Annotated in this window: 29 protein-coding genes; 27 read left to right on the plus strand and 2 right to left on the minus strand. The window is 40.7% G+C overall.

All coding sequences use genetic code 11. The features are described from left to right. The first annotated feature begins 48 nt into the window (after positions 1-48). The 20 genes from FEZ08_RS02340 (at position 49) to FEZ08_RS02435 (ending at position 18926) form a co-directional block, all read left to right on the plus strand. Positions 49-501 (plus strand): nucleoside deaminase, encoded by a 453-nt coding sequence (locus tag FEZ08_RS02340; protein ID WP_138190090.1) that lies wholly within the window; start codon positions 49-51, stop codon positions 499-501. Between the two features lie 204 nt (positions 502-705). Beyond that, positions 706-1146: a YaiI/YqxD family protein gene (locus FEZ08_RS02345; RefSeq protein WP_138190091.1), complete on the plus strand. Its 441-nt coding sequence runs from the start codon at positions 706-708 to the stop codon at positions 1144-1146. Continuing rightward, positions 1143-1340, plus strand: a complete 198-nt coding sequence (locus tag FEZ08_RS02350) for a YwbE family protein (RefSeq protein ID WP_138190092.1) — start codon at positions 1143-1145, stop codon at positions 1338-1340. The genes FEZ08_RS02345 and FEZ08_RS02350 overlap by 4 nt, the downstream gene beginning before the upstream one ends. An 87-nt stretch (positions 1341-1427) precedes the next feature. After that, a complete protein-coding gene (locus tag FEZ08_RS02355; RefSeq protein WP_138190093.1) occupies positions 1428-1922 on the plus strand; it encodes a hypothetical protein in 495 nt (164 codons plus the stop codon). An 83-nt stretch (positions 1923-2005) separates the two neighbouring features. After that, the gene (locus tag FEZ08_RS02360; RefSeq protein ID WP_138190094.1) at positions 2006-2434 is read left to right on the plus strand and encodes a hypothetical protein; all 429 of its coding nucleotides are present in this window, start codon (positions 2006-2008) and stop codon (positions 2432-2434) included. A gap of 57 nt (positions 2435-2491) precedes the next feature. Beyond that, positions 2492-2989 (plus strand): hypothetical protein, encoded by a 498-nt coding sequence (locus tag FEZ08_RS02365; RefSeq protein ID WP_138190095.1) that lies wholly within the window; start codon positions 2492-2494, stop codon positions 2987-2989. A gap of 97 nt (positions 2990-3086) precedes the next feature. Beyond that, the gene (locus FEZ08_RS02370; protein ID WP_138190096.1) at positions 3087-3914 is read left to right on the plus strand and encodes an alpha/beta hydrolase; all 828 of its coding nucleotides are present in this window, start codon (positions 3087-3089) and stop codon (positions 3912-3914) included. 68 nt (positions 3915-3982) lie between these two features. Continuing rightward, positions 3983-4456 carry a glutathione peroxidase gene (locus FEZ08_RS02375; protein WP_138190137.1) on the plus strand — a complete coding sequence of 158 codons (474 nt, stop codon included), beginning with the start codon at positions 3983-3985 and terminating at the stop codon, positions 4454-4456. A 223-nt stretch (positions 4457-4679) separates the two neighbouring features. Continuing rightward, complete coding sequence (locus FEZ08_RS02380; protein WP_138190097.1) at positions 4680-5360, plus strand: N-acetylmannosamine-6-phosphate 2-epimerase; 681 nt, start codon at positions 4680-4682, stop codon at positions 5358-5360. Position 5361: 1 nt separating this feature from the next. Next, a complete protein-coding gene (locus tag FEZ08_RS02385) occupies positions 5362-6870 on the plus strand; it encodes a PTS transporter subunit EIIC (RefSeq protein ID WP_138190098.1) in 1509 nt (502 codons plus the stop codon). A gap of 51 nt (positions 6871-6921) precedes the next feature. Continuing rightward, positions 6922-7734, plus strand: coding sequence for a MurR/RpiR family transcriptional regulator (locus tag FEZ08_RS02390; RefSeq protein ID WP_138190099.1), 813 nt, complete (start codon positions 6922-6924; stop codon positions 7732-7734). Positions 7735-7747: 13 nt separating this feature from the next. After that, the gene (locus FEZ08_RS02395) at positions 7748-8176 is read left to right on the plus strand and encodes an RDD family protein (protein ID WP_171014889.1); all 429 of its coding nucleotides are present in this window, start codon (positions 7748-7750) and stop codon (positions 8174-8176) included. Positions 8177-8291: 115 nt separating this feature from the next. Next, on the plus strand, positions 8292-8867 hold the full coding sequence (locus FEZ08_RS02400) for a YiiX/YebB-like N1pC/P60 family cysteine hydrolase (protein ID WP_171014890.1): 576 nt from the start codon (positions 8292-8294) through the stop codon (positions 8865-8867). Then, a complete protein-coding gene (locus FEZ08_RS02405) occupies positions 8867-9409 on the plus strand; it encodes a biotin transporter BioY (RefSeq protein ID WP_138190102.1) in 543 nt (180 codons plus the stop codon). Before FEZ08_RS02400 ends, FEZ08_RS02405 begins: the two co-directional genes overlap by 1 nt. A 97-nt stretch (positions 9410-9506) precedes the next feature. Beyond that, a complete protein-coding gene (gpmI, locus tag FEZ08_RS02410) occupies positions 9507-11033 on the plus strand; it encodes a 2,3-bisphosphoglycerate-independent phosphoglycerate mutase (protein ID WP_138190103.1) in 1527 nt (508 codons plus the stop codon). 138 nt (positions 11034-11171) lie between these two features. Beyond that, the gene (locus tag FEZ08_RS02415; protein WP_138190104.1) at positions 11172-13604 is read left to right on the plus strand and encodes a glucoamylase family protein; all 2433 of its coding nucleotides are present in this window, start codon (positions 11172-11174) and stop codon (positions 13602-13604) included. Then, a complete protein-coding gene (locus tag FEZ08_RS02420; protein WP_171014891.1) occupies positions 13526-14083 on the plus strand; it encodes a LapB repeat-containing protein in 558 nt (185 codons plus the stop codon). The genes FEZ08_RS02415 and FEZ08_RS02420 overlap by 79 nt, the downstream gene beginning before the upstream one ends. A 208-nt stretch (positions 14084-14291) precedes the next feature. Next, on the plus strand, positions 14292-15695 hold the full coding sequence (locus FEZ08_RS02425) for a PTS sugar transporter subunit IIC (RefSeq protein ID WP_171014892.1): 1404 nt from the start codon (positions 14292-14294) through the stop codon (positions 15693-15695). A gap of 275 nt (positions 15696-15970) precedes the next feature. Continuing rightward, entirely contained in the window at positions 15971-16825 is an 855-nt protein-coding gene (licT, locus tag FEZ08_RS02430) for a BglG family transcription antiterminator LicT (protein WP_138190107.1), read from the plus strand. A 160-nt stretch (positions 16826-16985) separates the two neighbouring features. After that, a complete protein-coding gene (locus FEZ08_RS02435; protein WP_138190108.1) occupies positions 16986-18926 on the plus strand; it encodes a beta-glucoside-specific PTS transporter subunit IIABC in 1941 nt (646 codons plus the stop codon). A gap of 49 nt (positions 18927-18975) precedes the next feature. Here the strand turns inward: FEZ08_RS02435 and FEZ08_RS02440 are convergent, their stop codons facing one another. After that, the gene (locus FEZ08_RS02440) at positions 18976-19545 is read right to left on the minus strand and encodes a Maf family protein (RefSeq protein WP_138190109.1); all 570 of its coding nucleotides are present in this window, start codon (positions 19543-19545) and stop codon (positions 18976-18978) included. 127 nt (positions 19546-19672) lie between these two features. On the opposite strand from FEZ08_RS02440, the gene FEZ08_RS02445 reads away from it, so the two are divergent. From FEZ08_RS02445 to eno, 3 genes are all read left to right on the plus strand, one after another. Continuing rightward, on the plus strand, positions 19673-20401 hold the full coding sequence (locus tag FEZ08_RS02445; protein ID WP_138190110.1) for an epoxyqueuosine reductase QueH: 729 nt from the start codon (positions 19673-19675) through the stop codon (positions 20399-20401). Between the two features lie 29 nt (positions 20402-20430). Next, complete coding sequence (locus FEZ08_RS02450) at positions 20431-20568, plus strand: GGIII-like transmembrane region-containing protein (RefSeq protein ID WP_138190111.1); 138 nt, start codon at positions 20431-20433, stop codon at positions 20566-20568. Between the two features lie 117 nt (positions 20569-20685). After that, positions 20686-21984, plus strand: a complete 1299-nt coding sequence (gene eno / locus FEZ08_RS02455; protein ID WP_138190112.1) for a phosphopyruvate hydratase — start codon at positions 20686-20688, stop codon at positions 21982-21984. A 208-nt stretch (positions 21985-22192) separates the two neighbouring features. Here the strand turns inward: eno and FEZ08_RS02460 are convergent, their stop codons facing one another. Continuing rightward, on the minus strand, positions 22193-22969 hold the full coding sequence (locus FEZ08_RS02460) for a class I SAM-dependent methyltransferase (RefSeq protein ID WP_138190113.1): 777 nt from the start codon (positions 22967-22969) through the stop codon (positions 22193-22195). A gap of 156 nt (positions 22970-23125) precedes the next feature. Here FEZ08_RS02460 and FEZ08_RS02465 point away from each other — a divergent pair, with 156 nt between their 5' ends. The 4 genes from FEZ08_RS02465 to rpsI all read left to right on the plus strand — a co-directional run bounded on the left by FEZ08_RS02465 (position 23126) and on the right by rpsI (position 26288). Then, positions 23126-23689: a TetR/AcrR family transcriptional regulator gene (locus FEZ08_RS02465; protein ID WP_138190114.1), complete on the plus strand. Its 564-nt coding sequence runs from the start codon at positions 23126-23128 to the stop codon at positions 23687-23689. Between the two features lie 150 nt (positions 23690-23839). Then, on the plus strand, positions 23840-25234 hold the full coding sequence (locus FEZ08_RS02470; protein WP_138190115.1) for a S1 RNA-binding domain-containing protein: 1395 nt from the start codon (positions 23840-23842) through the stop codon (positions 25232-25234). Positions 25235-25438: 204 nt separating this feature from the next. Further along, the gene (gene rplM / locus FEZ08_RS02475; protein WP_138190116.1) at positions 25439-25876 is read left to right on the plus strand and encodes a 50S ribosomal protein L13; all 438 of its coding nucleotides are present in this window, start codon (positions 25439-25441) and stop codon (positions 25874-25876) included. Positions 25877-25895: 19 nt separating this feature from the next. Beyond that, positions 25896-26288, plus strand: a complete 393-nt coding sequence (rpsI, locus tag FEZ08_RS02480; protein WP_138190117.1) for a 30S ribosomal protein S9 — start codon at positions 25896-25898, stop codon at positions 26286-26288. Positions 26289-26608 lie beyond the last annotated feature (320 nt).

Raw genomic sequence — 26608 nt, forward strand, 5'->3', positions numbered from 1 at the left:
CGGGTTTCTGGTGTTTGCGGTTTATACTATTTTAGGAGGTAACTAATTATGGATGAACAATTTATGAGTGAGGCACTGGAGGCAGCGCGCGAGGCGCGCGCTGCCGGGAATGAACCGTTCGGTGCCATCTTGGTGAAAGATGGCGCGGTGGTTATGCGGGCTGCCAACAATATTTTTAGCAATAGCGATCCGACTCGCCATGCGGAGTTGAGCTTGATCAGTGATTATTGTAGTGAAAATGATATCTTCGATTTGTCGGAATATACCCTATATACAAGTTGCGAGCCTTGTGTGATGTGCAGCGGCGCGATGGTTTGGTCGAGTTTGGGCAAGCTAGTATATAGTGTGTCACATGCGCAATTGGCAGAAATTGCCGGCAGCAACATTATGATTAGTTGCGAAGAGGTTTTTGCTAAGAGCCCGCACCAGCCGCAAGTGGTTGGTAAGGTTTTAAATGAGGAAGGACTTGAAATATTTGCCGGATATACTTTTGGTGAATAAAATTTGAAAAGCACCCCAGCCAATCTGGGGTGCTTTTCTTGTTTCGACAGATGCGGCGAAACGATTTATCTAAATGGCATCAAACTTGGCGGTGTTATTTTTGATAAGGGTATGCAGCAGTTTCTATTTTGAGGTTGAAGTGGTATAATCAGCTTTAGTTATCTAAAGCTGATTATTTATTTTTTTCCAAAAGGAGGTGCACAGATGAAGGTGTTTATTGATGCTGATGGTTGTCCGGTTGTGGATGAGGCAGTGGCGGCGGCTAAGAAATTTCAGGTGGAGTGCATTATTCTTTGTGATACCTCTCATATATTTGAAAAGGATGGGGCGCGGACAATTACCGTTTCAAAGGGTGCCGACAGTGTTGATTATGCTTTGGTGAATATGGTGGCTCCGGGCGATGTGATTGTGACTCAGGATTATGGTTTGGCGGCAATGTGTTTGGCCAAGCGCGGGGTGCCAATCAGCCAGGATGGTATGGTTTATAGTGATGCCAATATTGATTCTTTATTGCAGGCGCGGTATACGGCCAAGAAAATTCGGATGAGCGGTGGTAGGTTGCGTGGTCCGGCGAAGCGAAGCAAGGAGCAGGATGAGGCCTTTGTTGTTTCATTAACTAAAATTTTGTTAGGAGCAAGTGTATGAATGGACAGAATCGCAGCGATATTAAAATCGGTGCAACAGTAGATATAGTTTTGAAGCTTGATCAACGCAGCGGTAAACTTACCCGCGGTCAAGTGGCGCAGATTTTGACCAAGAGCGGGTTTCATCCGCATGGAATTAAGGTGCGTTTGGCTGATGGTCAGGTTGGCCGCGTGCAGGCGATTATTCAGGATTAATATGGTTGAAACAGAGAAACTTTGTTTCTCTGTTTTTTATTGGTATAATATAAGGGTAAGAAACTTAGATTGAATGAGGTGCAATTCATGAGTAAATCAAGATGGTATTTAATTATTGCCGGTGCCGGATTTTTTGGTACCGCGATTGCGATTTTGGCATCGGTTTGGAATATTGCCGGTTGGGGACATTTGTTGTTGGAAATTCCGATAGTGGTAATGGTTGCGGCACTGGCAGTTTATGTGATGGAACGGCGTCATGAAAAACGTACATTAAAAAATGCGGATACCAAAGTGCTGGCTGAGATTGTTGCGATTCGTCCGCAAACAAAATTAACCGGGCGAGTACTTGAGTTAGTTCTGAAAATTCCGGTTGATGGCCGGGTTGTAGAAAAAGGCTACGCAGGAAACTGGCTCGGCGACGAGGGCAGTTTCCGGGAGTTTTGCAATCAATATTACGCCGGGGAAAAGATCGAGGTGTTCATCAGCTTAATGGATGGTTCGGCAATTGTATTGGCTGATAATCAATTGGTGATGAATAATAAAAATGCTGAATTGATTAAGGCGGCATTGGTTGAGGATTGATTTTACTCTGAAATTGGCCTGTGGTATAATAAGCAGAGATATTTTCTAGGGAGTTTTGATGCATGCATAAGGGACGTTTTGTAATGTCGATAGTAATAACCGTGTTGCTGGTTATTTTATTGGGTATTGCAGTTTATAACATGATGATTGGCAATGAAATGATTTTATTCAGTTTGCCTTCGATTTTTTTAATTACTTTGGCTTTGTCGGCTAATATTGGCTTTAACTTTGGGCCAATGATTCGTGAAAGACAAAAAGTTGATTTAAGTGTAACCGGGGTTCGTGCAGTAGCATATGTTCAAGGATATAAGGTTGAACGCTTGTGGGCGAACAAGACCGTAAATGTGCGAGTTACGGTTGAGGTAGAGTTGCCGCTTGGTGGTAAGGCAACCACTAAAGTTGTGATGCAAGTTCATGTACATGATTTAGCTAAGTTTGAACCGGGCGCACCACTGCATATTATTTATGATCCAGAGACATTAAAAGCAGTTGCTGATGATATTACATTTTAACTGAAACAGTTGAGCATACTTGCCCAACTGTTTATTCATTTTAGGGGAGTTGTTATCATGAAAAATAATACAAAGGCAAATTTGATGATTTTGACAGGGATTTTAGCATTAGCCAGTACGCTTATTTTGCTGCCATATGCAACGGAAGGGCAGAATTTGCTGTGGTTTTTGATGAGTGCCATTATTTTGTTGATAGCGATTTTTGCTTTAGTGCTGTTACATCGCCAAGCTAAGACGCAAGTGACTGCTTGCGATACCGAGGTTGTGGCAACGGTGAAATGGTGGGAAACCGGGAGCGGTAACGAAGGGAATGGTGTTACCTTAATGATGGTGCTTGATGTACCGGTGCATGGGCAGTTAGTTGAAAAAGGCTACATACAGCGTGGTGGAATCGGTATTGCTGAATTAACTCAGTTTTTAGACAGATATCCTTTTGGTGCTGCTCTGCCGGTAAAGATAAATCCGGATAATCTGGCGACTATTATTTTGGCAGAAAATGATTTGGTGCTTTCAGATCAAGGGGAAGCTTTAATCAAAAAACGGATGAATAAGTAATTGCTTTTGGGTAGAAATTGAAAGGCAAGCGGAGTTTAGCTCCGCTTGCCTTTTTCTTTTTTCACGTAAGTGGTATACTAAAAATGAGGTGGTTTTGATGGCTAGAATTACATGTGAATTTTTCTCGGATGTACTGGGAATTTCAACGTCGATGACGGTGTTGTTGCCGGAAGCGGGTAAGCATCGAATTGGTATGGCGGGTAGCGTTGAGCGGGAAACGTATCCGGTTTTGTATTTGCTCCATGGGTTGTCGGATGATGATAGTACTTGGACACGGCGGAGTGCGATTGAACGTTATGTTGCGAAGCTTGGATTGATTGTGGTGATGCCTAATGGCTATCGCGGCTTTTATACTAATATGCAGAATGGTTATCGATATTGGGATTATATTGCTCATGAGGTTCCAAAGATTGCCGAACACTATTTTCCGATTAGTAAGAAGCGGAGCGAGACATTTGTTGCCGGTTTGTCGATGGGCGGTTATGGCGCGATGAAGCTGGCTCTGAATTTCCCGGAGCGTTTTGCGGCGGCAGCGAGTTTTTCCGGTGCTTTGGATATTGCTGAACATTTGAAGGCAGAGGTGCCGGAAGGCGCTGACCCGGCAGTAGCGGCAATGCTGCAAGCGTTGCGGCAGGAGCAGATGAATACTTTTGGTAGTTTGGAAGATTTTATTGGTAGTGAAAATGATTTATTTGCCGTGGCCAAATCGAAGACGATGAGCGCTGAGTATAAGCCGCGCTTGTATCAGGCTTGCGGAACTGAAGATTTTCTTTATCAACAAAATATTAATTTCCGTGACTTTATTATCAATGAAACGGACTTGAATGTATTGTATGATGAGGGACCGGGCGCACATACTTGGGAGTACTGGGATGTACAGGTGCAGAAAGCACTGCAATTTTTCATGGGAGAACCTTGGAAATAAGCGAGCGCTTTGCGTGTTGTAATTGTGATGTTGGAGTATACTTAATAGTGAAGAAAGAAGGAATGGATATGTCTATATATGATTTTACAGTAAAAGATTCGGCAGGACATGATGTGAGTCTTGCTGATTATAAAGGTAAAGTAGTATTGATTGTTAATACTGCCAGCAAGTGTGGTTTTACGCCGCAATTTGACGGACTTGAAAAACTATATGAAACATATAAAGATCAGGGGTTGGAAATTCTGGGGTTTCCATGTAATCAATTTAAAAATCAGGATCCTGGAACCAATGAAGAAATTGAATCATTTTGCAAACTGAATTATGGAGTAACTTTTAAGATGTTTGCTAAAATTGATGTCAATGGTGATGATGCCGATCCGCTTTATAAGTATCTGACTAAAGAAAAAGGCGGAATGTTTGGCGGAGCAATTAAATGGAACTTTACTAAGTTTTTAATTGACCGCAATGGTAATGTTGCTGATCGTTTTGCACCACAAACTGAGCCGGAAAAAATGACCAAAGATATTGAAAAATTATTGTGAGAAACTTTTGAAAAAGACTTTGCCCTTTGGCAAAGTCTTTTTCTTATGGGTTTTTCTCCGAAAGAGATTTCAGAAGCAGATAAATATAAGGGCGATTTTACTATTTTTGAAAGCAGTTTCTAAATTGTCGGGTTTTGTTGACTTTGAGTTGGCGGGCTTTATAATTTTAACTATAACGCGTTATGAAATGGTTTGGTAATTTTATAGAAACTGAGGAAATAATATGTTAGAACAGATTAAGAATAAACTTGTGGTATCTTGCCAGGCGCTGCCGGAAGAACCGTTGCATTCGAGTCTAATTATGGGGCGAATGGCGTTAGCTGCGGAACTTGGTGGAGCGGCTGGAATCAGAGCGCAATCGAAGGCTGATATTTTAGAGATTGAGCGGATTTGCAGTTTGCCGGTTATTGGCATTGTAAAACGCAAGTATGAAGATAGTGAGGTCTTTATTACCGCTACTGAATTTGAGGTCAATGAATTGTTGGAAACAAACTGTGCCATTATTGCGATGGATGCTACCAAACGTCCGCGACCGAATGGTACGCAACTTGCTGATTTATTGGCATTAGTTCATGCTGGCGGTCGTCTGGCGATGGCCGATTGTTCAACGTTTGAGGAGTGTTTGGCAGCTCAGGCACTTGGGTTTGATGTGGTGTCAACAACGTTATGCGGTTATACATCGTATTCTGAGCAGCTTGATGGTCCAAATTTTGCCTTGTTAAAAAGATGCGTTACTGAGTTACAGGTGCCAATTATTGCTGAGGGAAAAATTAATACACCAGAGGATTTGCGCAGGGTATATGATGAATGCGGAGTATATAGTGCAGTTGTTGGCGGGGCGATTACCCGACCACAGCAGATTACTGCCCGCTTTGTAAAAGTTTTGGAAGGAAGTGAAGACTGAAATGTTTAAGAGTTTTCAAAAAATTGGGAAGGCTTTTATGCTGCCGATTGCGATATTGCCGGCAGCAGGGCTTTTATTGGGAATTGGTGGCGCCTTGTCATCAGAAGCATCAGTGCAGTTGTATCCAATTTTAAATAATGACTTATTACAGTCAATATTTAAAGTTATGTCAGCAGCCGGGAGCGTTATTTTCGCGAACTTGGCTTTGTTGTTATGTATTGGATTGTGTATTGGTTTAGCTAAAAAAGATAAAGGGACCGCAGCGCTTGCCGGGGTTGTTGGTTTTCTTGTTGCTAATGCAACCACAGCTGCTTTAGTATCAATTTTTTCGCCTGAAGGTACGGCGATTGATACCGGAGTAATCGGGGCCTTGGTAATTGGTTTAACGGCAGTGTTTTTACATAATCGTTATCATAATATCCAATTGCCACAAGTATTAGGGTTCTTTGGTGGTTCCCGCTTTGTGCCGATTGTGGTATCCGTAGCTGCAATTGTCATTGGGGTTGCCTTCTATCTTATTTGGCCGCCACTGCAATATGGATTAGTATTGATCGGTAACTGGATTGCCAGTATTGGACCTATCGGTACATTCTTCTATGGATTCTTAATGCGTTTATGTGGGGCGGTTGGCTTGCATCATATTATTTATCCGATGTTTTGGTACACTGAACTTGGTGGTGTGGAAATTGTTAATGGGATTCAGGTTGTTGGTGCCCAAAAAATCTTTTTCGCCCAACTTGCCGATCCTAACCACGTTGGCTTGTTCACTGAAGGAACACGATTCTTCGCTGGTCGTTTTTCAACAATGATGTTTGGCTTGCCGGCAGCATGTCTGGCAATGTATAATTGTGTTACAAGTCCGAACAAGAAAAAATATGCCGGGATATTCCTTGGGGTAGCATTAACTTCATTCATCACAGGCATTACTGAACCTATTGAATTTATGTTCCTATTTGTCTCACCGGTGCTCTATGTTGTTCATGCTTTTTTAGACGGGGTATCGTTCTTTATTGCTGATATTGTCAACATTGCTATTGGTAATACTTTCTCTGGCGGTTTAATCGACTTCCTTCTATTTGGAGTCCTGCAAGGGAATGAGAAAACTAACTGGTTGCTACAATTGCCTATTGGGTTGATTTGGGGCGTATTGTATTACTTTGTATTCCGTTTTGCAATTACCAAGTTTGATATTAAAACTCCAGGCCGAGATGATGATGAGTTTGAAGATGAGGCTGAGGTTATGAATGAAGGTGGCGAGAGCGAGCTGGAAGCAGATGCAGTGCAGATTATTGAAGCGCTCGGTGGGGCGGCGAATATCGAAGATGTTGACGCCTGCATTACTCGTCTCCGAGTGAGTGTCAAGGATAGTTCGTTAGTTAAGAAAGATGGGCTGACTAAGATTGGTGCAACTGCTGTCTTGGAAGTGAAAGGTGGCATTCAGGCAATTTACGGCGCTAAAGCTGTTTTGTATAAGAGTGTTATTAATGACATCTTAGGAGTAACGGATTAATAAACAGGGAGACTGTATAAGTCTCCCGCTTAAGGTTTTGGTGGTGAAAAAATGCAAAGTAATGAGTCTATTGTGTTATCGATTATTGACAATTACGATAACTTCACGAGTGTGGAAAAGGTAATTGCTGATTATTTTATTGAAAATCGCACGCATGGCGACTTTTCAATAAAAAGTATGAAAGATAATTTGTTTGTTTCTGAAGCGTCGTTATCACGTTTTGCCAAAAAGTGTGGATTCCGCGGATATCGTGAGTTTATTTATAAGTACGAAGAAGGATTTATTAAGACTTCTAATCCTCGTTCAGCAGGGTTTCAGGATGTTTTTAATACCTATCATTTGTTGCTTAATCAGTCGCTGGATATTATTGATGAGGCGCAGATTCGTCGCGTCAGTATGTTGATTGCCGGTGCTGATTATGTGCTAGTATGCGGTATTGGGAGTTCCGGACTTGCTGCTAAAGAAATGAAGCTGCGGTTTATGCGGTTAGGCATTTTAGTTGAGTGCTCGGATCAAAGCGACGAGATGCGAATGCAGGCGGTTATTTTGAGAGCAAACAGTGTCGTTATTGGCATGTCAATCGGTGGCAAAAAAGATGAAATTTTATTTGCATTGAAACAGGCACATAAAAATAATGCTAGGACAGTATTAATCACTGCCAACAATGATGTTGAGTATGACTTTGTTGATGAATTGATTTTGGTGCCATCATTCCGTAATCTTGATTATGGGAATATTATTTCACCCCAGTTTCCGTTGCAAATTGTTGTAGATGTCTGTTATCAATGTTTGCTTGAGCAGGACACGGTTGATCGCGCCCGGGTTCATCAGAAAACAATTGATGTTTTATTGAATAATGAATAATGGTGAAGCAATTATGAAAAAGTTAGTTAGAGAAATAGTTGCCTATGGCGTAGACTATTTAATTTTAAGTGTCTTAATCAGTATTTTTGTGTTCTGTGCCTCAATTTTTACTATCAGCAGTGAGACGCAGAATCAGGCGATGTTGATGTTAGTTTGTGTATTGGTCGTTTTTTTCTTTTGTACCAGCTACATTCCTACTAAACAAGACGGACAAACTATCGGTCAAAAAATTATGCGGTTACGGGTGTTGAATGTCAATGGTAAGAAGCGGACTTATGTTCAAAGCTTCTTTCGCGAAGGTATTGTTAAAATTACCTTTGCACCATTGTATGTGCTTGTTTCGGGTGGTTACTTTTTAATTGTAAATTTACTGATGAAGCGGGATATCACTGCCGAGATGCCAATTGATATCCTGTTGAAGACTGATGTTGTTGATGCATGATATGTATTCGGGATAAAAGTTTGAAAAAGGCGGGCCATATGGCCCGCCTTTTTCTTATGGTTGTTTTTCCAAAAGAGAAAATGTAAAATAGAAACGATTAGGAGGCTCGATGTGCATGTGGCTGAGACAAGATGAGATACGAGTTGGCGATGTGATCTTTGGTTTCTTTGGTGATGAGTTGCAGGATGAGGCAATTGCTGATATTCAGCTGGGCTTTGATGATGAGCGGATGAATCACTGCGCCTTGGTAGTGAGCAATACTGAAGTGATTGAGGCAGTGCTGAGTGGGGTGCGGCGCTTGTCGATTGACCGCTTCTTGCGCCGGCATCGGCGGCGCGGGCGGATTTTAGTTGCTCGTCCAGGTAGAGCGGATTTGATTGCTGGCAGTATCGCGGTGGCGGAAACATTTATTGGCTTTGCTTATAACCATAAGTTTGTTGCCAGCCCGGGCGAACTTTATTGCAGTGAACTGATTGTTGAAGCTTTTGAGCAGGCAGCTGGTGGTGAGGCATTATTCAAGCAATATGATTTGATGTTTGCGCCGGAAGGTGAACCGGTGCCTGAATATTGGGTTGAATATTATCGAAAATTTGATATGAACGTGCCAAGCGGCCAAGGAACGCATCCGGCGAGTTTGTCGTATGATGATTTTTTTACAGAACGTTATTGGTATTTAGAGGAGGCAAAATAGTGCAGGTAAAAAGTATAAGTCGGATTGCTATTGCGGTAGCGTTGTTAATTGTTGTGAGTGTGGTTGTGCCACCGATTCCATTGTTTTTATTACCGGTGCCGGTTACTTTGCAGACGGCAATGGTGTTGTTGATTGGATTGTTGCTTTCGCCGAATGAAGCCGGGTTTGCAGTGTTGCTTTATTTAATTTTAGGGACATTAGGTTTGCCGGTATTTGCCGGCGGTACCGGCGGGATTGCCATTGTGCTAGGGCCAACCGGTGGCTTTTTATTGGCAATGCCGATTGCTGCATTGGCAACCGCGATTATGCAGCGTTATTGGAATACCGATAATAAGTTTTATAAAGCAGCTATTGCCGGAATTGTTGCGACGGTAATAATCCATGTTTTAGGGATTGCGGTCTGGACGATTAGTTTGAATGTATCATTGTGGTCAGTAATTGTTAGTGATGCAGTATTCTTGCCAGGCGATATATTGAAGTTGATAATTGTCCTGCTGATCTGGTCACGACTGGCCCGATTGTCATTGTTTAAGTATAATTAAGTATAAAATATTATGCGGTACTTTTGTTTTATCGGTGTTTGTGATAAAATAGTACAGATGTAAATTATATTTTATAAATTGAAGGGAAGCATATATTATGGCTACTAAAAAACCTGTAATTCTAACAATTTTAGATGGTGTGGCATTGCGTGAAGAAACGCATGGTAACGCCTTTGCACAAGCAAACAAACCAAACTTTGATCGTTACTGGAATCAATATCCGCATGCAACATTGCGTGCGTCAGGAGAAGCAGTTGGTTTACCGGACGGACAAATGGGTAATTCGGAAGTCGGGCATTTAAATATCGGGGCTGGCCGCGTTGTTTATCAAAGCTTAACTTTGATAAACAAATCTATCAAAGATGGCGACTTTTTTGAAAACGAAATGCTGAATAAGGCGATTGACCAAGCAAAAGCAACCGGTAAGAAAGTTCATTTATTTGGGTTACTTTCTGATGGTGGCGTGCACTCACATATTAATCATATGTTTGCTGTGCTTGAACTGGCTGCGAAAAAAGATTTTAAAGATATCTATGTGCATGCATTTTTAGATGGTCGCGATGTTGCTCCTGATTCAGGAGTGAAATTTGTTGCTGACTTGCAAAATAAAATTGCTGAACTTGGCGTAGGTCATATTGCATCTGTTTCAGGACGTTACTATGCAATGGACCGCGATAAACGTTGGGATCGGGTTGAGTTAGCATATGATGCAGTTGTATTAGGTGAAGGTGAAACTATTACTGATCCGGTTCAATATGTAAAGGATTCTTATGCTAAAGATACTTATGATGAGTTTGTTTTACCGGGCGTTGTAGCTGGAGTAAACGGTAAAGTTGAAGATGGCGATTCAGTTATCTTTGCTAACTTCCGTCCTGACCGGGCCATTCAATTGTCATCAGTTTTAACAAATCCAAACTATGATTCATTCGTACCAAAATTCCGCCCAAGCAATTTAACATTCATTTGTATGATGAAATATGCTGATACAGTAAGCAACTATGAAGTAGCTTACACACCGCAAAAATTGGATAACGTATTTGGTGATGTAGTATCAAATGCTGGATTAAATCAATTACGTACTGCAGAAACTGAGAAATATCCTCATGTTACTTTCTTCTTCGATGGCGGTATTGAAAAAGAATTACCGGGAGCAACCCGTTTATTAATTAACTCGCCGAAAGTTGCTACTTATGACTTGCAACCGGAAATGAGCGCTTATGAATTAACGGACGCCGTGCTTGCGGAAATTAATAAAGATTATTTAGATGTTATCATCTTAAACTTCGCAAACTGCGATATGGTTGGTCATTCAGGAATGCTTGAGCCAACAATTAAAGCTGTTGAGGCAGTTGACGAGTGCTTAGGAAAAATCGTGGACCGCATTATTGAATTAGGCGGGGCAGCATTAATTACTGCTGACCACGGAAATTCAGATGAAGTATTAACTGACAGTGATCAGCCAATGACTGCGCATACTGCGCGTCCGGTACCGGTTATCCTTACCAAAGAAGGCGTAACTTTACGTACTGACGGAGCATTATGTGACTTGGCGCCAACTTTGCTTGACCTCTTACATGTTGACAAACCAGCAGAAATGACTGGCTCAACATTAATAGCGAAATAATTTTTACTTGAGAGAATTTGAAAAGCCCTTACTTAAAAGCAAGGGCTTTTTTATATGTAAAAACTTTTTAACAATATAGACTAAATGCGGTATATTTTGGTATAATATGTGTTTGGAGTTGAAAGGGTGGGTTCAATTATGAAGAAACGACTTCTGCACTGCTTATTAAGTTTCGCAGTGATAGCAATAATTTTTGCCGGTGTACAGGCACCGGTAGTAGCAGCACCGGATTTGAGTGTTGATTTGATTACTAATGCAAGCAACTACGCAACCGGGGTGACGGCGCCGAATACGAAAGTGGCGGCGTATAAGTATTATCCGGTTGCCAATGGTAAAACATATACTTATGAAGGTAAGCAGATACCTTTAGGTGATAAATCTTATTTAGAGTTAGGTTCGGCGTATAGCGATGTGGATGGAAAGTTTAGTATTCCGATCGGTTATCATATGGATTCGACTTTTATTAAGATAGCGGTTTTAAGTGAGAGTGACGAAGAGTTGACTTCGTATGAGCAGATGGTGCGTTATGCGCTGCCGCTTGATATTGATTATTCTGCTACCAGTGCGAAGGCCGGGTCCGTTTACGGAAGTGGCTATGAAGCCGGAAAAATGATAGATGGTGCTACTTCGACCCGCTGGGCGTCACGGAATAAGACGACTTGGATTGAAGTTTCTTTTGGCGCAGCGATGACTTTTGATACTTTGGTGTTGAATGAATATAAGGATAGTGGTGTGACCCGGATTACTGATTATACGATTTCGATTAATGAGGATGGAAGTTGGAAACAGATTGTTGAAGGACATACTAATATTCCTGAACGTTTGAATTTAGGGACTTCAGTAACAACGGATGCGCTCCGGATTGATATTTTGGCGGCTAATGCAGCCCCTTCTATTTATGAAATTGGTTTGGCTGACTCAAAACAGGTTTATTATGGCGAATATGAAGATATTGATGACATTTTGAATTGGATTAAAGAGAGTTCGTTTAATTTTTATTGGGATTCAATTAATCATGATAAGACTAGTCATGGGTACGGGTTGCCCGGTAGTGCACCTAATACATGGGCCAAAGAGGTTTGTGGTATTGGTGCTGTTGGTCATGCATTGAACTCGTTGATCATTGGTGCTGAGTATGAATATAAGTCTCGCGAAGAGATTGAGGAAGTTGTTCTGGGTATGATGAACGCTTTGTGGAATTATGCACCACAACAATTTGGTTTGTTCCGGGGTCAGTTCAGCACATGGAAGACTGATGAGAATGGAATGTTGCTACCATTAACTATGGGCGGCGGTGTCACCGGTCAGAAGACTGACTTTTCGACTTCGGACACCGGACAGGCAGTCGGTGGTATTTTGGCTGCCGGCGAATATTTTGGCGGTGAGATTCGTGAGCTTGCCAATAAAATTTATGAGCGCATGGATTTTGGAAAAGTAATTTGGCCGCATAAGAAAAGTGATGGTACATTTTATTATCAATATACGTCTTATAGTGAGAACTATCCGGGAAGATATCCTTCGGAAACTGATTTTCCGGGGATAACCGGAAATTTCCCGGATCAGTCAAACTATAACCTTAAAACTATGGGACTTGATAGATATTGGAATTGGGGCTTTAGTTCTGAAGCATTTAATGTTTATTTTTATGATGCTGCCAATCCGGCACATGATAATCCCTATGTTTATGATATGTTCTATAATGCTAAAAAAGGCGGCCAGGAATTGCCGGTGGTTACTTACACTGCCGATGATGGTACAGTAATGGGACCGGTTGTCAGTTTGTATGATGGTATTCACAATCTTTGGACCTTGAATCTGGACTTGCGTAATAAGGCGGATGAGCGCGGTATTAACTATATGCAAGAATTAACTAACTCATATTATATTACTCATCAATATGCAATGGATAAAACCGATGAATATCGAACCTTTAATGAGTTTTCATGGGGAACAACAGCAACCTCTGGTCCACTAGGTTATATGTATTGGGCTGGACAAGCACCAGGATTGCACTATGATGAAGAAGGCACGGTTGTGCCTTCAGTTGCCATTGGTTGTCTGCCGTTTACTCCGGATATCAGTTTGCCAACAATCGAGAATTACTATAAAAATTTTCCTTCGCTTTGGCATGAACGTTGGGGATTCTACTCGTCGTATAATATTGACCATAATTTTCCAGGGAGAAATATGCCATATTATTCCGCTGGCTATTTCTCAAGTTTAGAAAAAATGGTGCAGGCTCCGGCAGTTGAAAACTACCAGACCGGACTTATCTGGAAATATACAATGCGCAATGAAAATATTCAGCTAGGAATGGAACGATTGGGATTTTTGAGTACGGAACCAGTTAAAAACGTAACCGCAGTGGTTACTCCTGGTGATGGGCAATTGACCGTAGAGTTAACTGGAGTAGATGAAGTACTTGCTAATAACGATTATCAATTTATCTACGTATATGACGAAGCTGGTGATGGGCAATTGAGCCAACCGAATTGGAATCAGGGAAAGAAAGCTACACCTTTAACGGTTTGGAAAATGGTAAGAGCTACACATATAAAATTGTCAGAATGAAAAACGGTAGCCGCAGTGAGGAATTAATTGTGAACGGGACGCCGCAAGCAACGCCGACTGATGTTGAGGCGCCGATTATTAGTGCTAAACAAAATGTGCGCTACATTGTAGGATCAGCGGTTAGTACAGACCAGTTCTTAAGTGATATTGAAGCGCAGACAAATGATGGTAGCGCGATAACTGTTGACTTGAGTCCTGTTAATTGGAATGCGGCTGGTATCTATGAAGTAGAACTTAAAGCCACAGACGCTGCCGGGAACGTTGCAGCACCTTTAAAAGTACAGATAGAGTTGTATGAAGTATCTTCTGCCGCTGAAACAGAAGCGAATGCAATTAGTTCGGACACTAATAATAGTTCGAAGAATAATCAGGATTTACCGGCAACCGGTCAATCAATGGTTGAGCAATTAACAGTAGGAGCCGGCTTGATTGTAATTGTTGTCGCCATCGGATTTTTTAGAAACAAGAAACATAGATAGCACATAAAAAAAGTAAAAAGCATTCCTGATATCAGGAATGCTTTTTTATTATTTCTTTTCAGATTCTGAAAATCCCAAGAAATTATTGATAAAAGCTAGACAATTTGCAACTGGCGCCGCTATAATGATAACAAGTAATTTGAGCTTCAAGGTATTATCACTGTATTTGCCTGAGGCTCTTGCTGTATATTATAAGGAGGTTTTTTGTATGAAGTTTTTGGAGGAAAAGTTTATGCCCCTTGCAGCCAAATTGGCGGGGCAGCGTCATTTGTTGGCAATTCGTGATGCTTTTGTATCATTTATGCCGCTGACAATGGCGTCATCATTCGCGGTACTCATCAATTCAGTAATCCTAGGCCGTAACTGGTATCAATTAGGTAATGCTGAAGTTTATGGTCAGGCATTTGTTGATCAGGTTGACAACTTGCGAACGATTTTTAGCGCGATTAACGCCGGAACAATTGCTTTAATTGCATTGTTTGTGCCGATGGCGATTGCCTTTAACTTGGCGATGTCGCGAAAAGTGAAGAGCCCGTTAATTGTGGCTCTGGCTGTTGGTGGTGTGTTTGTAGCACTTTTACCATTGAGTTCGGTGTATACCGTACCGGCAACTGACACTGCGGCAGCAATTGATGTTGTCGTCAGCGGCTGGATTAACTCGGGAGCATTTTTAGGTGCAACGAACTTATTTACCTCATTATTGGTTGGAATCGTTTTTTCTGAGTTATTAATTTGGCTGATGGGATTTAAAAAGATTCAAATTAAAATGCCTGATGCGGTGCCGCCAATGGTCGCCGGTTCGTTTTCAGCAATGATTCCCATTGTGCTAGTTATATTTTTAGCTGGTATCATCAACTGGTTTTTTGCTAATTTTGGTCAATATTTTGGTCTGTTTGCGGCTGATAGTCTATCAGGCTTTATTCAAAAACTCCTGCAAGAGCCAATTTTGGCAGTTATGCAAGGCCAAGCGAGTGGTCCGATTATTGCCTTTGTTTATGTATTCTTAGTTGGTTTCTTCTGGGTATTCGGTATTCACGGCAGTGATGTGCTTGCTGGAGTATCAACACCAATATTTGGCGCAATGCAAATTCAAAACCAGGATTTATTTGCAATTACTCAAAATGCCTTTGATCCGGCGTTGGCAGATTTTACCAGCAGTTTCTTTTTTGTCTATGTATTTAATGGTGGCGCTGGCTTGACTCTGGCATTAATCCTAGCTGTTTTTATTTTCTCAAAGCGGGAAGATTATCGAACCATTGCATCATTATCTACAGCACCGGGAATTTTCAATATCAATGAGCCAATCATTTTTGGTATGCCGGTTGTCCTCAATCCGATTCTGGCAATTCCGTTTATCTTGGCACCGGTTGTGGCGATGATTCTGCCGTCGATTCTGACTCTGACCGGTATCTTGCCGAAAGTAGTTATTAATGTTCCATGGATTACTCCGGTAGGTTTAGGTGCCTTTTTGGCTACCGGTGGGAACTGGCTTGCGGGTATAGTTGCTATCATCAATGTGGGTATTGCTGCTCTGGTATATATCCCGTTTGTCATTGCCGCTAACAAGGAACAGGAATTAGAACGTGAAATACTTGAAGAGCAGAATGAATAGCCTCATGGGTGAATTGGGAACAGGGTTGTCGCTTGGCGGCACCCCTGTTCTTCTTTTCTAAATAATAAAGAATGAGACAAAAATTTCAAAAAAACTTGTAATCGGTTTCGCTTTATAATATAATGAGGGTACATTCGATAGGATTGTTACTGTAATGGTGTAGAATTACAGGCAAAACCTGAATTGATTGTTGTGAGTGGACTAACTGCATCCTTACATCATCAATTGAGGTCTTTTTATTTTTGTAGGATAAAGTATGGGTGGTGATATAAAAGGTGATTATTGAAAAAATTCTGAATAATAACGTTATTCTTACCACTAATGAACAAGGCAAAGAACTTGTTGTTATGGGACGCGGATTGGCTTTTCAGAAGAAGGTCGGTGACGCTGTCGAAGAAGAAAAAATTGAGAAAACTTTTTTTATGGAAACTGAAGAGCTTGTCGAAGGACTAGCGAAGATTTTAAGTGAAATGCCACTTGAATATCTAAAGGTTACATATGAAATTTTAGAATTAATCGAAGAATCACTGCAACTAAATCTTAATGATACCATCTACTTAACGTTAACCGACCACATTAGTTTTGCTATTTCCCGCTTTAAAAGCGGCATTCAGATGAAGAACCCCTTGCTTTGGGAGATTCGGAAGTTTTATCCCGATGAATACGAAGTAGGTGTGAAATCACTGGATATTATTGAGCGCCGACTGGGTATCCGACTTGACGAAGATGAGGCTGGATTCATCGCCTTACATATAGTTGGTCTGCGTTTGGATGGTCAGGAAGTAAAGCTAACGGTTGATATGACACGTATCGTCCATGATATTTTAAGTATAGTTTCATACCACTATGGTGTGACGCTGGATGAAGATTCACTAAACTACACTCGCTTCATCACGCATATTCAATACTTAGCACAACGCGTGCTGCGCAAAGAGGTGGCCGGATCAAATGATGAATTTTTCTTTGATCAGGTAGCGCATAAATATCCTGAAGCTTATACGTGTACGCAAAAAATTCAGATTTATTTGCAGAATACTTATAATGCAAATCTTACAAAAGACGAATTAGTATATCTGATTATACATATCTACCGGGTTACTGAACGTAATCCCGGCAGCATAACATCATAACTATTGATTCTGGATTGTTACTGGTAAAATCATATCGGGCAAAACCTAAATTGATAGTAAAATAAGCCAATAAGTTTTGGGTGCAAACCCTTTGCGATTTGTTGTTTTATTTTACTAGCTTTTTAGGTTTTTTATATTTTATTGAAAGGTGGTACTCAAAATGAAGTACGAACAATTAGCAAAAGACATTATCGAAAATGTCGGCGGCAAGGAGAATGTCATCAGCGTAGTACACTGTATTACACGTTTGCGTTTTAAGTTGAAAGACGAGAGCAAAGCAAATACAGATGTTCTTAAAGAAATGGATGGCGTTGTAACTGTCATGATCAGCGGCGGGCAATACCAAGTGGTTATTGGTAACCATGTTCCTGATGTTTATGCAGCGGTTATTGCTGTTGGTGGCTTCGGCACTGATGCGAGCGGTGATGTTGCTGGACCTAAAGGGAATTTATTTGATCGCTTCATCGACATGATCTCAGGAATTTTCGCGCCTACACTTGGTGTTTTGGCAGCGACCGGGATGATTAAAGGGTTCCTGGCATTGGCTGTGTTTATTGTTGGACAAATGTATGGTGCTGATGCATCCGCGGCCTTCCAAGTAAGTGGGACATATTTAATCTTGTATGCTATTGGTGATTCACTGTTTTATTTCTTCCCGATTTTCTTGGGATATACAGCTTCTAAAAAATTCGGTGGGAATATCTTTATTGGTATGGCTATCGGGGCAGCTCTTGTATATCCAAACATTGTTGCGGTTGGAAATGTGGAACAATTCCCAGTGTTATATACATTATTCACAGGCGTTCCTGTTATTGAGTCAAATATTCAAATTGACTTCTTTGGAATTCCGGTTATCTTAATGAGTTATGCTTCATCAGTAATTCCTATTATTATCGCTGCATGGTTTGCGAGTGTAGTAGAAAAATTTTGGAAAAAAATTATTCCTGATGTTATCAAAACGTTCATCGTACCGTTATTCACATTACTTATTGTTGTTCCGTTAACTTTCTTGATTATCGGACCAATCGCAACATGGGCAGGTAGCTTATTAGGTATGGTAACGATGTTTGTTTACAACTTAAGTCCGATTGTTGCCGGGTTATTCCTCGGTGGATTCTGGCAAGTATTCGTTATCTTCGGATTACACTGGGGCCTTATCCCGATCGCTATCAACAACTTGATGACTGCTGGTGCTGATCCAGTTCTATCTTTATCTTTTGCAGCATCATTTGCACAAATCGGGGCAGTCTTAGCGGTGTTTATTCGTACCAGAAAACAAAGTACAAAATCTTTGGCAATCCCAGCGTTTATCTCAGGAATTTTCGGAGTAACTGAACCGGCAATTTACGGGGTAACTTTACCATTGAAGCGACCATTTATTATGAGTTGTATTGGTGCTGCTGTTGGTGGAGCGATTATCGGTTTCTTCGGAACAAATGCATATACAATGGGTGGATTAGGTATCTTTGGATACTTTAACTTCATCCATCCGGTTGAAGGAATTAACGCTGGTGTTATTGGTGCATTACTCGGAACATTAGTTGGGTTTGTTCTTGCGTTTATCCTGACTTTAGTTGTTGGGTTTAAAGAAGAAGAAAAACCAGATAGTAAAGATGCAGCACGTCGTGAAGGTGAAACTTTAGTTGAACACGAAGTAGTTGTCAGCCCATTAAACGGCGAAGTAAAATTACTTGGTGAAATCAGTGACGAAGCATTTGCCAGCGGTGCGCTTGGTAAAGGTGTAGCTATTGAGCCGAGTGAAGGAAAACTTTATGCACCGGTTAGCGGCACAGTTACAGCATTATTCCCAACAGGCCACGCTGTGGGAATAACTTCAAAAGACGGTGCGGAAGTATTAATCCACATCGGTATGGATACAGTGCAATTAAATGGACAACACTTCACACAACACGTGAAACAAGGCGATGTTGTTGAAGTAGGACAATTGTTGGTGGAATTTGATATCGAGGCAATTAAAACGGCCGGATATTCATTGATCACACCAGTTGTAGTAACCAACGGTGACCAATACTTAGATGTATTAGTTACTGAAGAGAAAACTGTTAAAGTTGGCGATCGTTTAATTACTGTTGTTATTTAACATAATATAAAAGCGGCCGGAGTTGCTCCGGCCGCTTTTTTCTTTTTTCCTAAATAATAGTTTTAAGAAAATCATCGTATGCAGTTTTAAATGCTTCACGCGGAAAGCCCATGACGGTATCAAATTCGCCGTCAATTTTAGCAATGAGCGCTGGCGGCAAATCTTGGATACCGTAGCTGCCGGCTTTATCCATCGGTGAGCCACTAGCGATGTATTGGTCGATGAAGTCGTCATCAAATTGGTTGAAAGAGATGTTGGTGCATGCAGTGAAGCCATAACTTTGTTGGTTGTAGCGTAGAACTACGCCGGTGTAAACTGAGTGGGTGGTGCCAGAGAGTGCAGTCAGCATTCTGCAGGCATCGTGTTCATCTTTTGGTTTGCCGAATCGTTCGGCACCTAAGAACACCAAGGTATCCGCGCCAATAATGATGTGGTTAGGATATTGTTCAGCGACGGCCGCTGCTTTTTGGCTCGCGAGGTCTTGCACCAAGTCGCTTGGCGCAAGACCTGGCTTTTCAACCTCATCAACAGCGCTGTTGATAATTGTAAATGGAATGTTAGTTGTGGCTAATAATTCTTTGCGGCGGGGTGACCCGCTTGCTAATATAACTGGAATCATCGCATTTCCTCCTGAAATGTCTGGAATAGGTTTTCTATATTATATCATGAGAATAGCAAAAAATTCACAAGTTTGCCGAAGACCATATGGGCGTGCTATACTATCCATTGAAAAGAGGTGAATTTCCATGGCAATAAATGCAGAAGCGGTTTTACAGACCATCCATAAAAATCAAAAAATTAATTACCAGCAGATTTTGATGAAGATGATTGAATCTTGGCAGGCTGAGGAGATTCGGCCTAAACTTTTGATACATAGTTGTTGTGCTCCGTGTAGCACAACCGTTTTGGAATTTCTTGCCCAATATGCAGACATTACTATTTATTTTGCTAATTCAAATATTCATCCTGAAGTTGAATATCTGCACCGTAAGCAAGTGCAAGAGAAATTTGTCGGTGACTTTAATGCAGATACCGGTAGCAACGTGCAGTTTATGGCAGCTGATTATCAACCGAAAGATTTTTTTGAAAAAACCAAAGGGTATGAAGATGCACCTGAAGGTGGTGAACGGTGTCATATTTGCTACCAGATGCGTCTGGATTTAACCGCAATGAAGGCGAAAGAACTTGGCTTTGATTATTTTGCCAGCGCCTTGACTTTGAGTCCGATGAAGAATAGCCAGAAGATTAATGAAATTGGTTTGGAAATTCAAGAATTGTTTGATATGCAGTATCTGCCTTCTGATTTTAAAAAGAATAATGGCTATAAACGCTCAATTGAACTTTGTAAAATTTATGATGTCTATCGTCAATGCTACTGTGGCTGCGTGTTTGCATCAGAAGCCCAAAATGTGGACTTGAGCGAAATTATTAAAAATGCTAAAATAGCTTTAGAGCAAAACCAAGAACAGCAGTAAGCTGTTTAAGAATGGAGAGGTGAGCGAAAATGCAACCAGTACTTGTAAATACCGGAGAGCAAATTATGGAAATGTTGCTGATCGGAATCGGCATTGCAGCCGTTGCGATCATTCTGTTAATAATTCTTTTCGTTATGAGAAAAAAGAAGAAAAAAGATGATAAATAACTAGAAAAACTCCAAAATATCTGAAACAGAAGATATTGTTGGAGTTTTTTGGTGCAAAAGTTAAAGAAGTATAGTATAATAGATGACGTTAAGATTTAATTTAAAGGAGTGTTTCAAATGCCAACAATCGTTGATATTTATGCTCGCGAAGTCTTAGACTCACGCGGGAATCCAACAGTAGAAGTTGAAGTTACAACAGAAAGCGGTGCTTTCGGTCGTGCTTTAGTACCATCAGGAGCATCAACTGGAGAATATGAAGCAGTTGAACTTCGCGATGGCGACAAATCACGTTACTTAGGAAAAGGTGTTTTAAAAGCCGTTGCTAACGTAAATGATATTATTGCACCAGAAATCATTGGTTTCGATGTTACTGAACAAGTTGCAATTGACCGTACAATGATCGATTTAGACGGTACTGCTAACAAAGGTAAATTAGGAGCAAACGCTATTTTAGGTGTTTCATTGGCTGTTGCCCATGCTGCTGCTGACTTTGTTGGATTACCATTATACCAATACTTAGGTGGATTCAATGCAAAAGAATTACCAACTCCAATGATGAACATCATCAATGGTGGAGAGCATGCTGATAACAACATTGACTTCCAAGAGTTCATGATTTTACCAGTAGGAGCGCCAACGTTCCGTGAAGCTTTACGTATGGGTGCAGAAGTATTCCATAACTTAGCTGCAGTATTAAAATCAAAAGGTTTAAACACTGCTGTTGGTGATGAAGGTGGATTCGCGCCGAACTTAGGTTCAAACGAAGAAGCAATCACTGTTATCCTTGAAGCAATCAAAGCTGCAGGATATGAGCCAGGAAAAGACGTATACTTAGGAATGGACGTTGCTTCAAGCGAGTTCTTCAATAAAGAAACTAAAAAATATGTTCTTGCCGGTGAAGGTGGAAAAGAATTTACTTCAAGTGAATTAATCGGATTCTACGAAGAATTAGTAGACAAATACCCTATCTTAACTATCGAAGATGGTTTAGATGAAAATGATTGGGATGGATGGAAAGAAATGACTGACCGTCTTGGAGAAAAAATTCAATTAGTTGGTGACGATTTCTTCGTTACAAATACTGAACGTTTATCTGAAGGTATTGCTAAAGGAATGGCAAACTCAATCTTAATCAAAGTTAACCAAATTGGTACTTTGACTGAAACTTTTGAAGCTATCGAAATGGCTAAAAAAGCAGGATACACTGCAGTAGTATCTCACCGTTCAGGAGAAACTGAAGATTCAACAATCGCTGATATCGCAGTTGCTACTAACGCTGGTCAAATCAAAACTGGTTCTGCAAGCCGTACTGACCGTATTGCTAAATATAACCAATTACTTCGCATCGAAGATTTACTTGGAGATACAGCAGTATACAATGGTTTGCAATCATTTTATAACTTAAAAAATAAATAATTGTAGCAAACAAAAGAGCCAAGATTTATCTTGGCTCTTTTCTAATGGTCGCATATTGGATTGCAATCATTCTACGCCCCGATGAATGTGCGCATCGTAGATGCAATTGCATACATTCATGAGGAAGTGCCCTTGGGGTGCAATTTGAAAAATAAATAATTGTATATGAGAAAATGAAAAGGAGCGGTCCTTAAGACCGCTCCTTTTTTTATTTAACCCGTAATAACCAGACGACGCCAACAATATTGTTTTCCAGATCATAGCATTCATCCAGCTGGCTTTGCACATAGCCATCGAATAACGCGCTTTGCTCGGGGTGCAGTTTTTTAAGTTCATCAGCACGCTGTTTAATATTAGCGTTATCTTCATCGAACTCCAGATCTCCTTCATTTACTTTTTCATCAACAAGCTCAAGTCCGAGTTGTTCAAAAAGAGCTAGCCATTGTTCGCGAGTTAAGTAGTCCATTTGGTATGCGACATTCCCGCCTTCGTTATTTGCTGCCAGATAAGCTTCATCAATCAAAATATAGCCACCGGGTTTTACTGTTTGCTTCAGCTTTGGCAGCATTTCGGCCGGTGCGCCCAGCACCGCGCCAACCGCGCCGAATACAACGCAGTCATAATTGCGCTCGCGTTCAATTGACTGGTTAATATCTTCTGCAATAAAGGTACATAGTTCACTGACTTTGAATTCTTGCGCTTTAGACTTTGCATACTCTATAAATTCAGGAATGATGTCAATGCCGGTTACTTTTGCTGATAAAGTGCGGGCGAGGGCGACCGAGACCGCGCCTTTGCCACAACCGAGATCTAAGATTTGCATTCCTTCAAGTGAAGGGATGTTGGTTTGCAGGATTTCGCTCATTATTTGCGGTGAGCTGCCAAGTTCCCAAAAATCTTGCAATAGATATGGTAAGTATTGCAATAACTCGGTTGAAGTGGCGGTCAACGACTCAGCCAAACGTTCTTCTACTGATTTTTCCATTTTGCATTGCTCCATTCATTTTATGATACTTTTAAAATAGCATAAACGGCGCCGCCTGACAAGCGGCGCCGTTTATTAAATTTCTCCCCAAAAGATTGTTTGTTTTGCACTTTTGTACTATAATCAGAGGAGAGAAAATGAGAAAGTTGGGTTTATATGACAACGAAAGAGAAGATCGTTGCAGCAACGATGCAGTTACTTGCACAAAAGGGGTACAAGTCAACGACTACAAAAGAAATTGCAAGTGTTGCGGGAGTGAATGAGGTAACTTTGTTCCGGAATTTCGGAACAAAGAAGAATATTGTCATTCATGCAATTAAGTATGTGCCGAAAATGCGCCGGCTCGAAGAGTTGGCAACGTTATTTACCGGACAGTTGGTGCAGGATTTACAGACATTTATGGCAACGTATATTCAGTTCTTGGCTGATGATTATACCCAGGTGCTAATGAGTATCCGCGATGAAGAGATGTACGAGGAACTAAAACCATTATTGGTTGACCTGCCGATGCAGGTAAAACTGTCGTTGGTTAACTACTTTAATAAGATGCTGCGGTTGAATCAGATTAAGGCTGCTGATTATGAGCTGATTGCTGTGGAAATGATGGTGAGCTGCCTTGGTTTTGTGCAAGCGGATATCTATTATGGTGACAGCTGGATAGGAATTGACCGCGATACTTTTATTGCAAAACAAGTAAAACAGATTCAAAATCAACTCTAATGGAATCAATTGGAAAGAAAAGACTGAGCTGCTCAGTCTTTTCTTTTTTTGAAAATTCATAAAAACAGGGTTCGGTCATTGCAATAAATCCTAAAATTTGTTAAACTAGTGAAGAATAAAAATTAGTTGAGAGTTTAGAGGTGAATCATAGTGGAACAATTCCATTTTGAGCTATTACAGACAGGACAAATTATTGAAGGGACCGTGATTCAAGTTACCGACACATATGCTTATGTAGATGTGAATTATGTTACGGAAGCGACTTTGGCGTTAAGCGACTTTGCGATTAACCCACCAGCTTCTTTAAAAGAAGTGTTGCAAGTCGGCGATACTGTACAAGCAAAAGTTGTACGTGTTACAGATGAAGAAGTACGTTTATCACGCCGTGATATTGAAAGAGATGAAAACTGGAATCAATTGGAGGCTTTCTTCAATGCTGAGCAACCAATCGAAGTAACAATTCAAAAAGCGGTAAAAGGCGGAGTTGTTGCTGTAAGAAACGGAATTGATGTATTCATCCCGGCATCTCAAATTGCTTTAGAGCGAATTGAAGATTTAAATACAATGGTAGGCCAAACCCTTAAAACTGAAATTATTGAGTTTGACCGCCGCCGTCGTAAAGTTGTTGCCTCTGCACGTAAGTTACTTGCAAGCAGTGTTCGCGCAGAACGTGAAGAAGCCTTTGAACAAGTGTTTGAAGGAGATATGATTGAAGTTGAAATTACTGCAATTGTTGAAACTAAAGGTGCTCGTGCTAAATATGGTGTATTAGAAGTTTGGTTGCCAATGAGCGAAATTGACTACTTGCGTATTAAACAAGTAAGTGATGTATTAAGTGTAGGGCAAAAAATTGAAACTATTGTTATCGGTCGTGATGCAAAACGTTTACAATTAACTGTTTCATATAAAGCAACAAAACCATCACCATGGCAAGCGGCGATGGAAACAATCCACGTTGGAAACATTGTTGAAGGAAAAGTAGTTCGCATTGCAGACTTCGGAGCCTTCATCGAATTAGTTCCGGGTGTTGACGGATTATTGCACCGTTCAGAAGTATCTTACGATAGTAAAGCATCAGTTACTGATGTTGTGCATGCCGGTGAAGTAGTAAAAGTGAAAGTTATTCGTATCGACGAAAACAAAAAACAAATCGCTTTATCTATTAAACAATTAGAAGAAGATCCTTGGGTTCGTGCTGCTGATCAATTACAACTTGGTCAAATCGTAAAGGGAACAGTAGTAGTAGCTGAAGAAAAATATGCTTTGGTAAATGTATTGCCACATGTAGATGCAATTATTTACGACCGTGAACTTACTGATAAAGAGATTACTCACATGCGTGAAGCAATCGCTGAAGGTGAAGAATTGGAAGCAAAAATTATTGAGTTCCGTCCGGAACGTCACCGCTTAGTGTTGAGCGTGTTGCAAATTGCCCGTGACGAAGAAACTGATGCTTACAATAATTACAAAGAGCAAGCAAATGCCGATAAAGACCTCTCTTTAGGAGATTTATTGGGCGACGCGCTTGATGAATTGAAGAAATAATTAAAACCTGAACGTTGATATTTGACGTTCAGGTTTTCTTTAGTTGCTAAGGCTTTGAAAGGCGTGTTTCATAGCGAAACACGCTTTTCGTAGTTATTCCTAAAAGTCATTGACAAAAGCGGTATAAAATTATATTATATTAGATGGCATTATTTTTGCTACCACGTAGCCCCGTGAGAGTAAAAATACTATTAGGAGGAATCTATTATGCGTACATTCATGGCCAAAGGCACTGAAGTAGAGCGTAAATGGTATGTTGTCGACGCAGAAGGCAAAACGTTAGGTCGTTTAGCTTCTGAGGTTGCTGCGCTATTACGCGGTAAACATAAACCAATTTTTACACCTCATGTTGATTGCGGTGACAATGTTATTGTAATCAATGCAGGTAAGATCGTTTTAACAGGAAATAAACTTGACGGAAAACAATACTACAACCACAGTTTACATATCGGTGGACTTCGCACGCGTTCAGCTCGCGAAATGGTAGAAAAGTATCCAGTTGAAATGTTAGAACGTGCTATTAAAGGTATGTTACCTAAAAATACGCTTGGACGTCAAATGGGAATGAAGCTTCATGTATATGCTGGCGACACTCATCCACACCAAGCACAAAAACCAGAAAACTACGATTTACGTGGGTAATTAAAGGAGGAAACGAATCATGTCTCAAGTTCAATACTTAGGAACAGGACGTCGTAAAAGTTCGGTTGCTCGCGTACGTCTTATGAGCGGAACCGGAACTATTACAATCAATGGTCGCGATATTAATGAATTCTTACCATTAGAAACATTACGCGTTATTGTTCGTCAACCATTAGCAGCTACTGAAACTGTCGATAAATTCGACGTACATGTAAATGTGAATGGCGGCGGTTATACCGGACAAGCAGGAGCAATCCGTCACGGTATTGCACGTGCATTATTGGAAGTTAGTCCTGACTATCGTCCAGTGTTAAAAGCAGCAGGCTTCTTAACACGTGATGCTCGTATGAAAGAACGTAAAAAATACGGACTTAAAGGCGCACGTCGTGCACCACAGTTCTCAAAACGTTAATACTCAAAAAGACCAAGCTTTGGCTTGGTCTTTTTTTGTTCCAAAACTATATTAATTTTGCGGTAAAAATAAATGAGTAATTATTAAAATTCCCTTGGTTTAGCGTTGGAAAATCAAGGGAATTCGGAGTTTTAAAAAGAAAAAGAAAAAAAGTGCAAAAAAGGCTTGCATTGGCAATTAAATGGTGATAGAATATTTTCTTGTCGGCGCCTAAATGTTGGCTGTGAAAGTCTTCAAAAAAGTTTCACAAAAAGCATAAAAAGTGATTGACAGTAGGTGTAGGGATATGATACACTAAGAAAGTCGCTTCGGAGCGGCAG

Source organism: Culicoidibacter larvae (assembly GCF_005771635.1).
Lineage (GTDB): Bacteria > Bacillota_I > Bacilli_A > Culicoidibacterales > Culicoidibacteraceae > Culicoidibacter > Culicoidibacter larvae.

Coding starts and splice junctions, on each gene's coding strand:
- FEZ08_RS02340 (WP_138190090.1), top strand. CDS start 49: ATGGATGAACAATTTATGAGTGAGGCACTGGAGGCAGCGCGCGAGGCG.
- FEZ08_RS02345 (WP_138190091.1), top strand. CDS start 706: ATGAAGGTGTTTATTGATGCTGATGGTTGTCCGGTTGTGGATGAGGCA.
- FEZ08_RS02350 (WP_138190092.1), top strand. CDS start 1,143: ATGAATGGACAGAATCGCAGCGATATTAAAATCGGTGCAACAGTAGAT.
- FEZ08_RS02355 (WP_138190093.1), top strand. CDS start 1,428: ATGAGTAAATCAAGATGGTATTTAATTATTGCCGGTGCCGGATTTTTT.
- FEZ08_RS02360 (WP_138190094.1), top strand. CDS start 2,006: ATGTCGATAGTAATAACCGTGTTGCTGGTTATTTTATTGGGTATTGCA.
- FEZ08_RS02365 (WP_138190095.1), top strand. CDS start 2,492: ATGAAAAATAATACAAAGGCAAATTTGATGATTTTGACAGGGATTTTA.
- FEZ08_RS02370 (WP_138190096.1), top strand. CDS start 3,087: ATGGCTAGAATTACATGTGAATTTTTCTCGGATGTACTGGGAATTTCA.
- FEZ08_RS02375 (WP_138190137.1), top strand. CDS start 3,983: ATGTCTATATATGATTTTACAGTAAAAGATTCGGCAGGACATGATGTG.
- FEZ08_RS02380 (WP_138190097.1), top strand. CDS start 4,680: ATGTTAGAACAGATTAAGAATAAACTTGTGGTATCTTGCCAGGCGCTG.
- FEZ08_RS02385 (WP_138190098.1), top strand. CDS start 5,362: ATGTTTAAGAGTTTTCAAAAAATTGGGAAGGCTTTTATGCTGCCGATT.
- FEZ08_RS02390 (WP_138190099.1), top strand. CDS start 6,922: ATGCAAAGTAATGAGTCTATTGTGTTATCGATTATTGACAATTACGAT.
- FEZ08_RS02395 (WP_171014889.1), top strand. CDS start 7,748: ATGAAAAAGTTAGTTAGAGAAATAGTTGCCTATGGCGTAGACTATTTA.
- FEZ08_RS02400 (WP_171014890.1), top strand. CDS start 8,292: ATGTGGCTGAGACAAGATGAGATACGAGTTGGCGATGTGATCTTTGGT.
- gpmI (WP_138190103.1), top strand. CDS start 9,507: ATGGCTACTAAAAAACCTGTAATTCTAACAATTTTAGATGGTGTGGCA.
- FEZ08_RS02415 (WP_138190104.1), top strand. CDS start 11,172: ATGAAGAAACGACTTCTGCACTGCTTATTAAGTTTCGCAGTGATAGCA.
- FEZ08_RS02425 (WP_171014892.1), top strand. CDS start 14,292: ATGAAGTTTTTGGAGGAAAAGTTTATGCCCCTTGCAGCCAAATTGGCG.
- FEZ08_RS02435 (WP_138190108.1), top strand. CDS start 16,986: ATGAAGTACGAACAATTAGCAAAAGACATTATCGAAAATGTCGGCGGC.
- FEZ08_RS02440 (WP_138190109.1), bottom strand. CDS start 19,545: ATGATTCCAGTTATATTAGCAAGCGGGTCACCCCGCCGCAAAGAATTA.
- FEZ08_RS02445 (WP_138190110.1), top strand. CDS start 19,673: ATGGCAATAAATGCAGAAGCGGTTTTACAGACCATCCATAAAAATCAA.
- FEZ08_RS02450 (WP_138190111.1), top strand. CDS start 20,431: ATGCAACCAGTACTTGTAAATACCGGAGAGCAAATTATGGAAATGTTG.
- eno (WP_138190112.1), top strand. CDS start 20,686: ATGCCAACAATCGTTGATATTTATGCTCGCGAAGTCTTAGACTCACGC.
- FEZ08_RS02460 (WP_138190113.1), bottom strand. CDS start 22,969: ATGGAAAAATCAGTAGAAGAACGTTTGGCTGAGTCGTTGACCGCCACT.
- FEZ08_RS02465 (WP_138190114.1), top strand. CDS start 23,126: ATGACAACGAAAGAGAAGATCGTTGCAGCAACGATGCAGTTACTTGCA.
- rpsI (WP_138190117.1), top strand. CDS start 25,896: ATGTCTCAAGTTCAATACTTAGGAACAGGACGTCGTAAAAGTTCGGTT.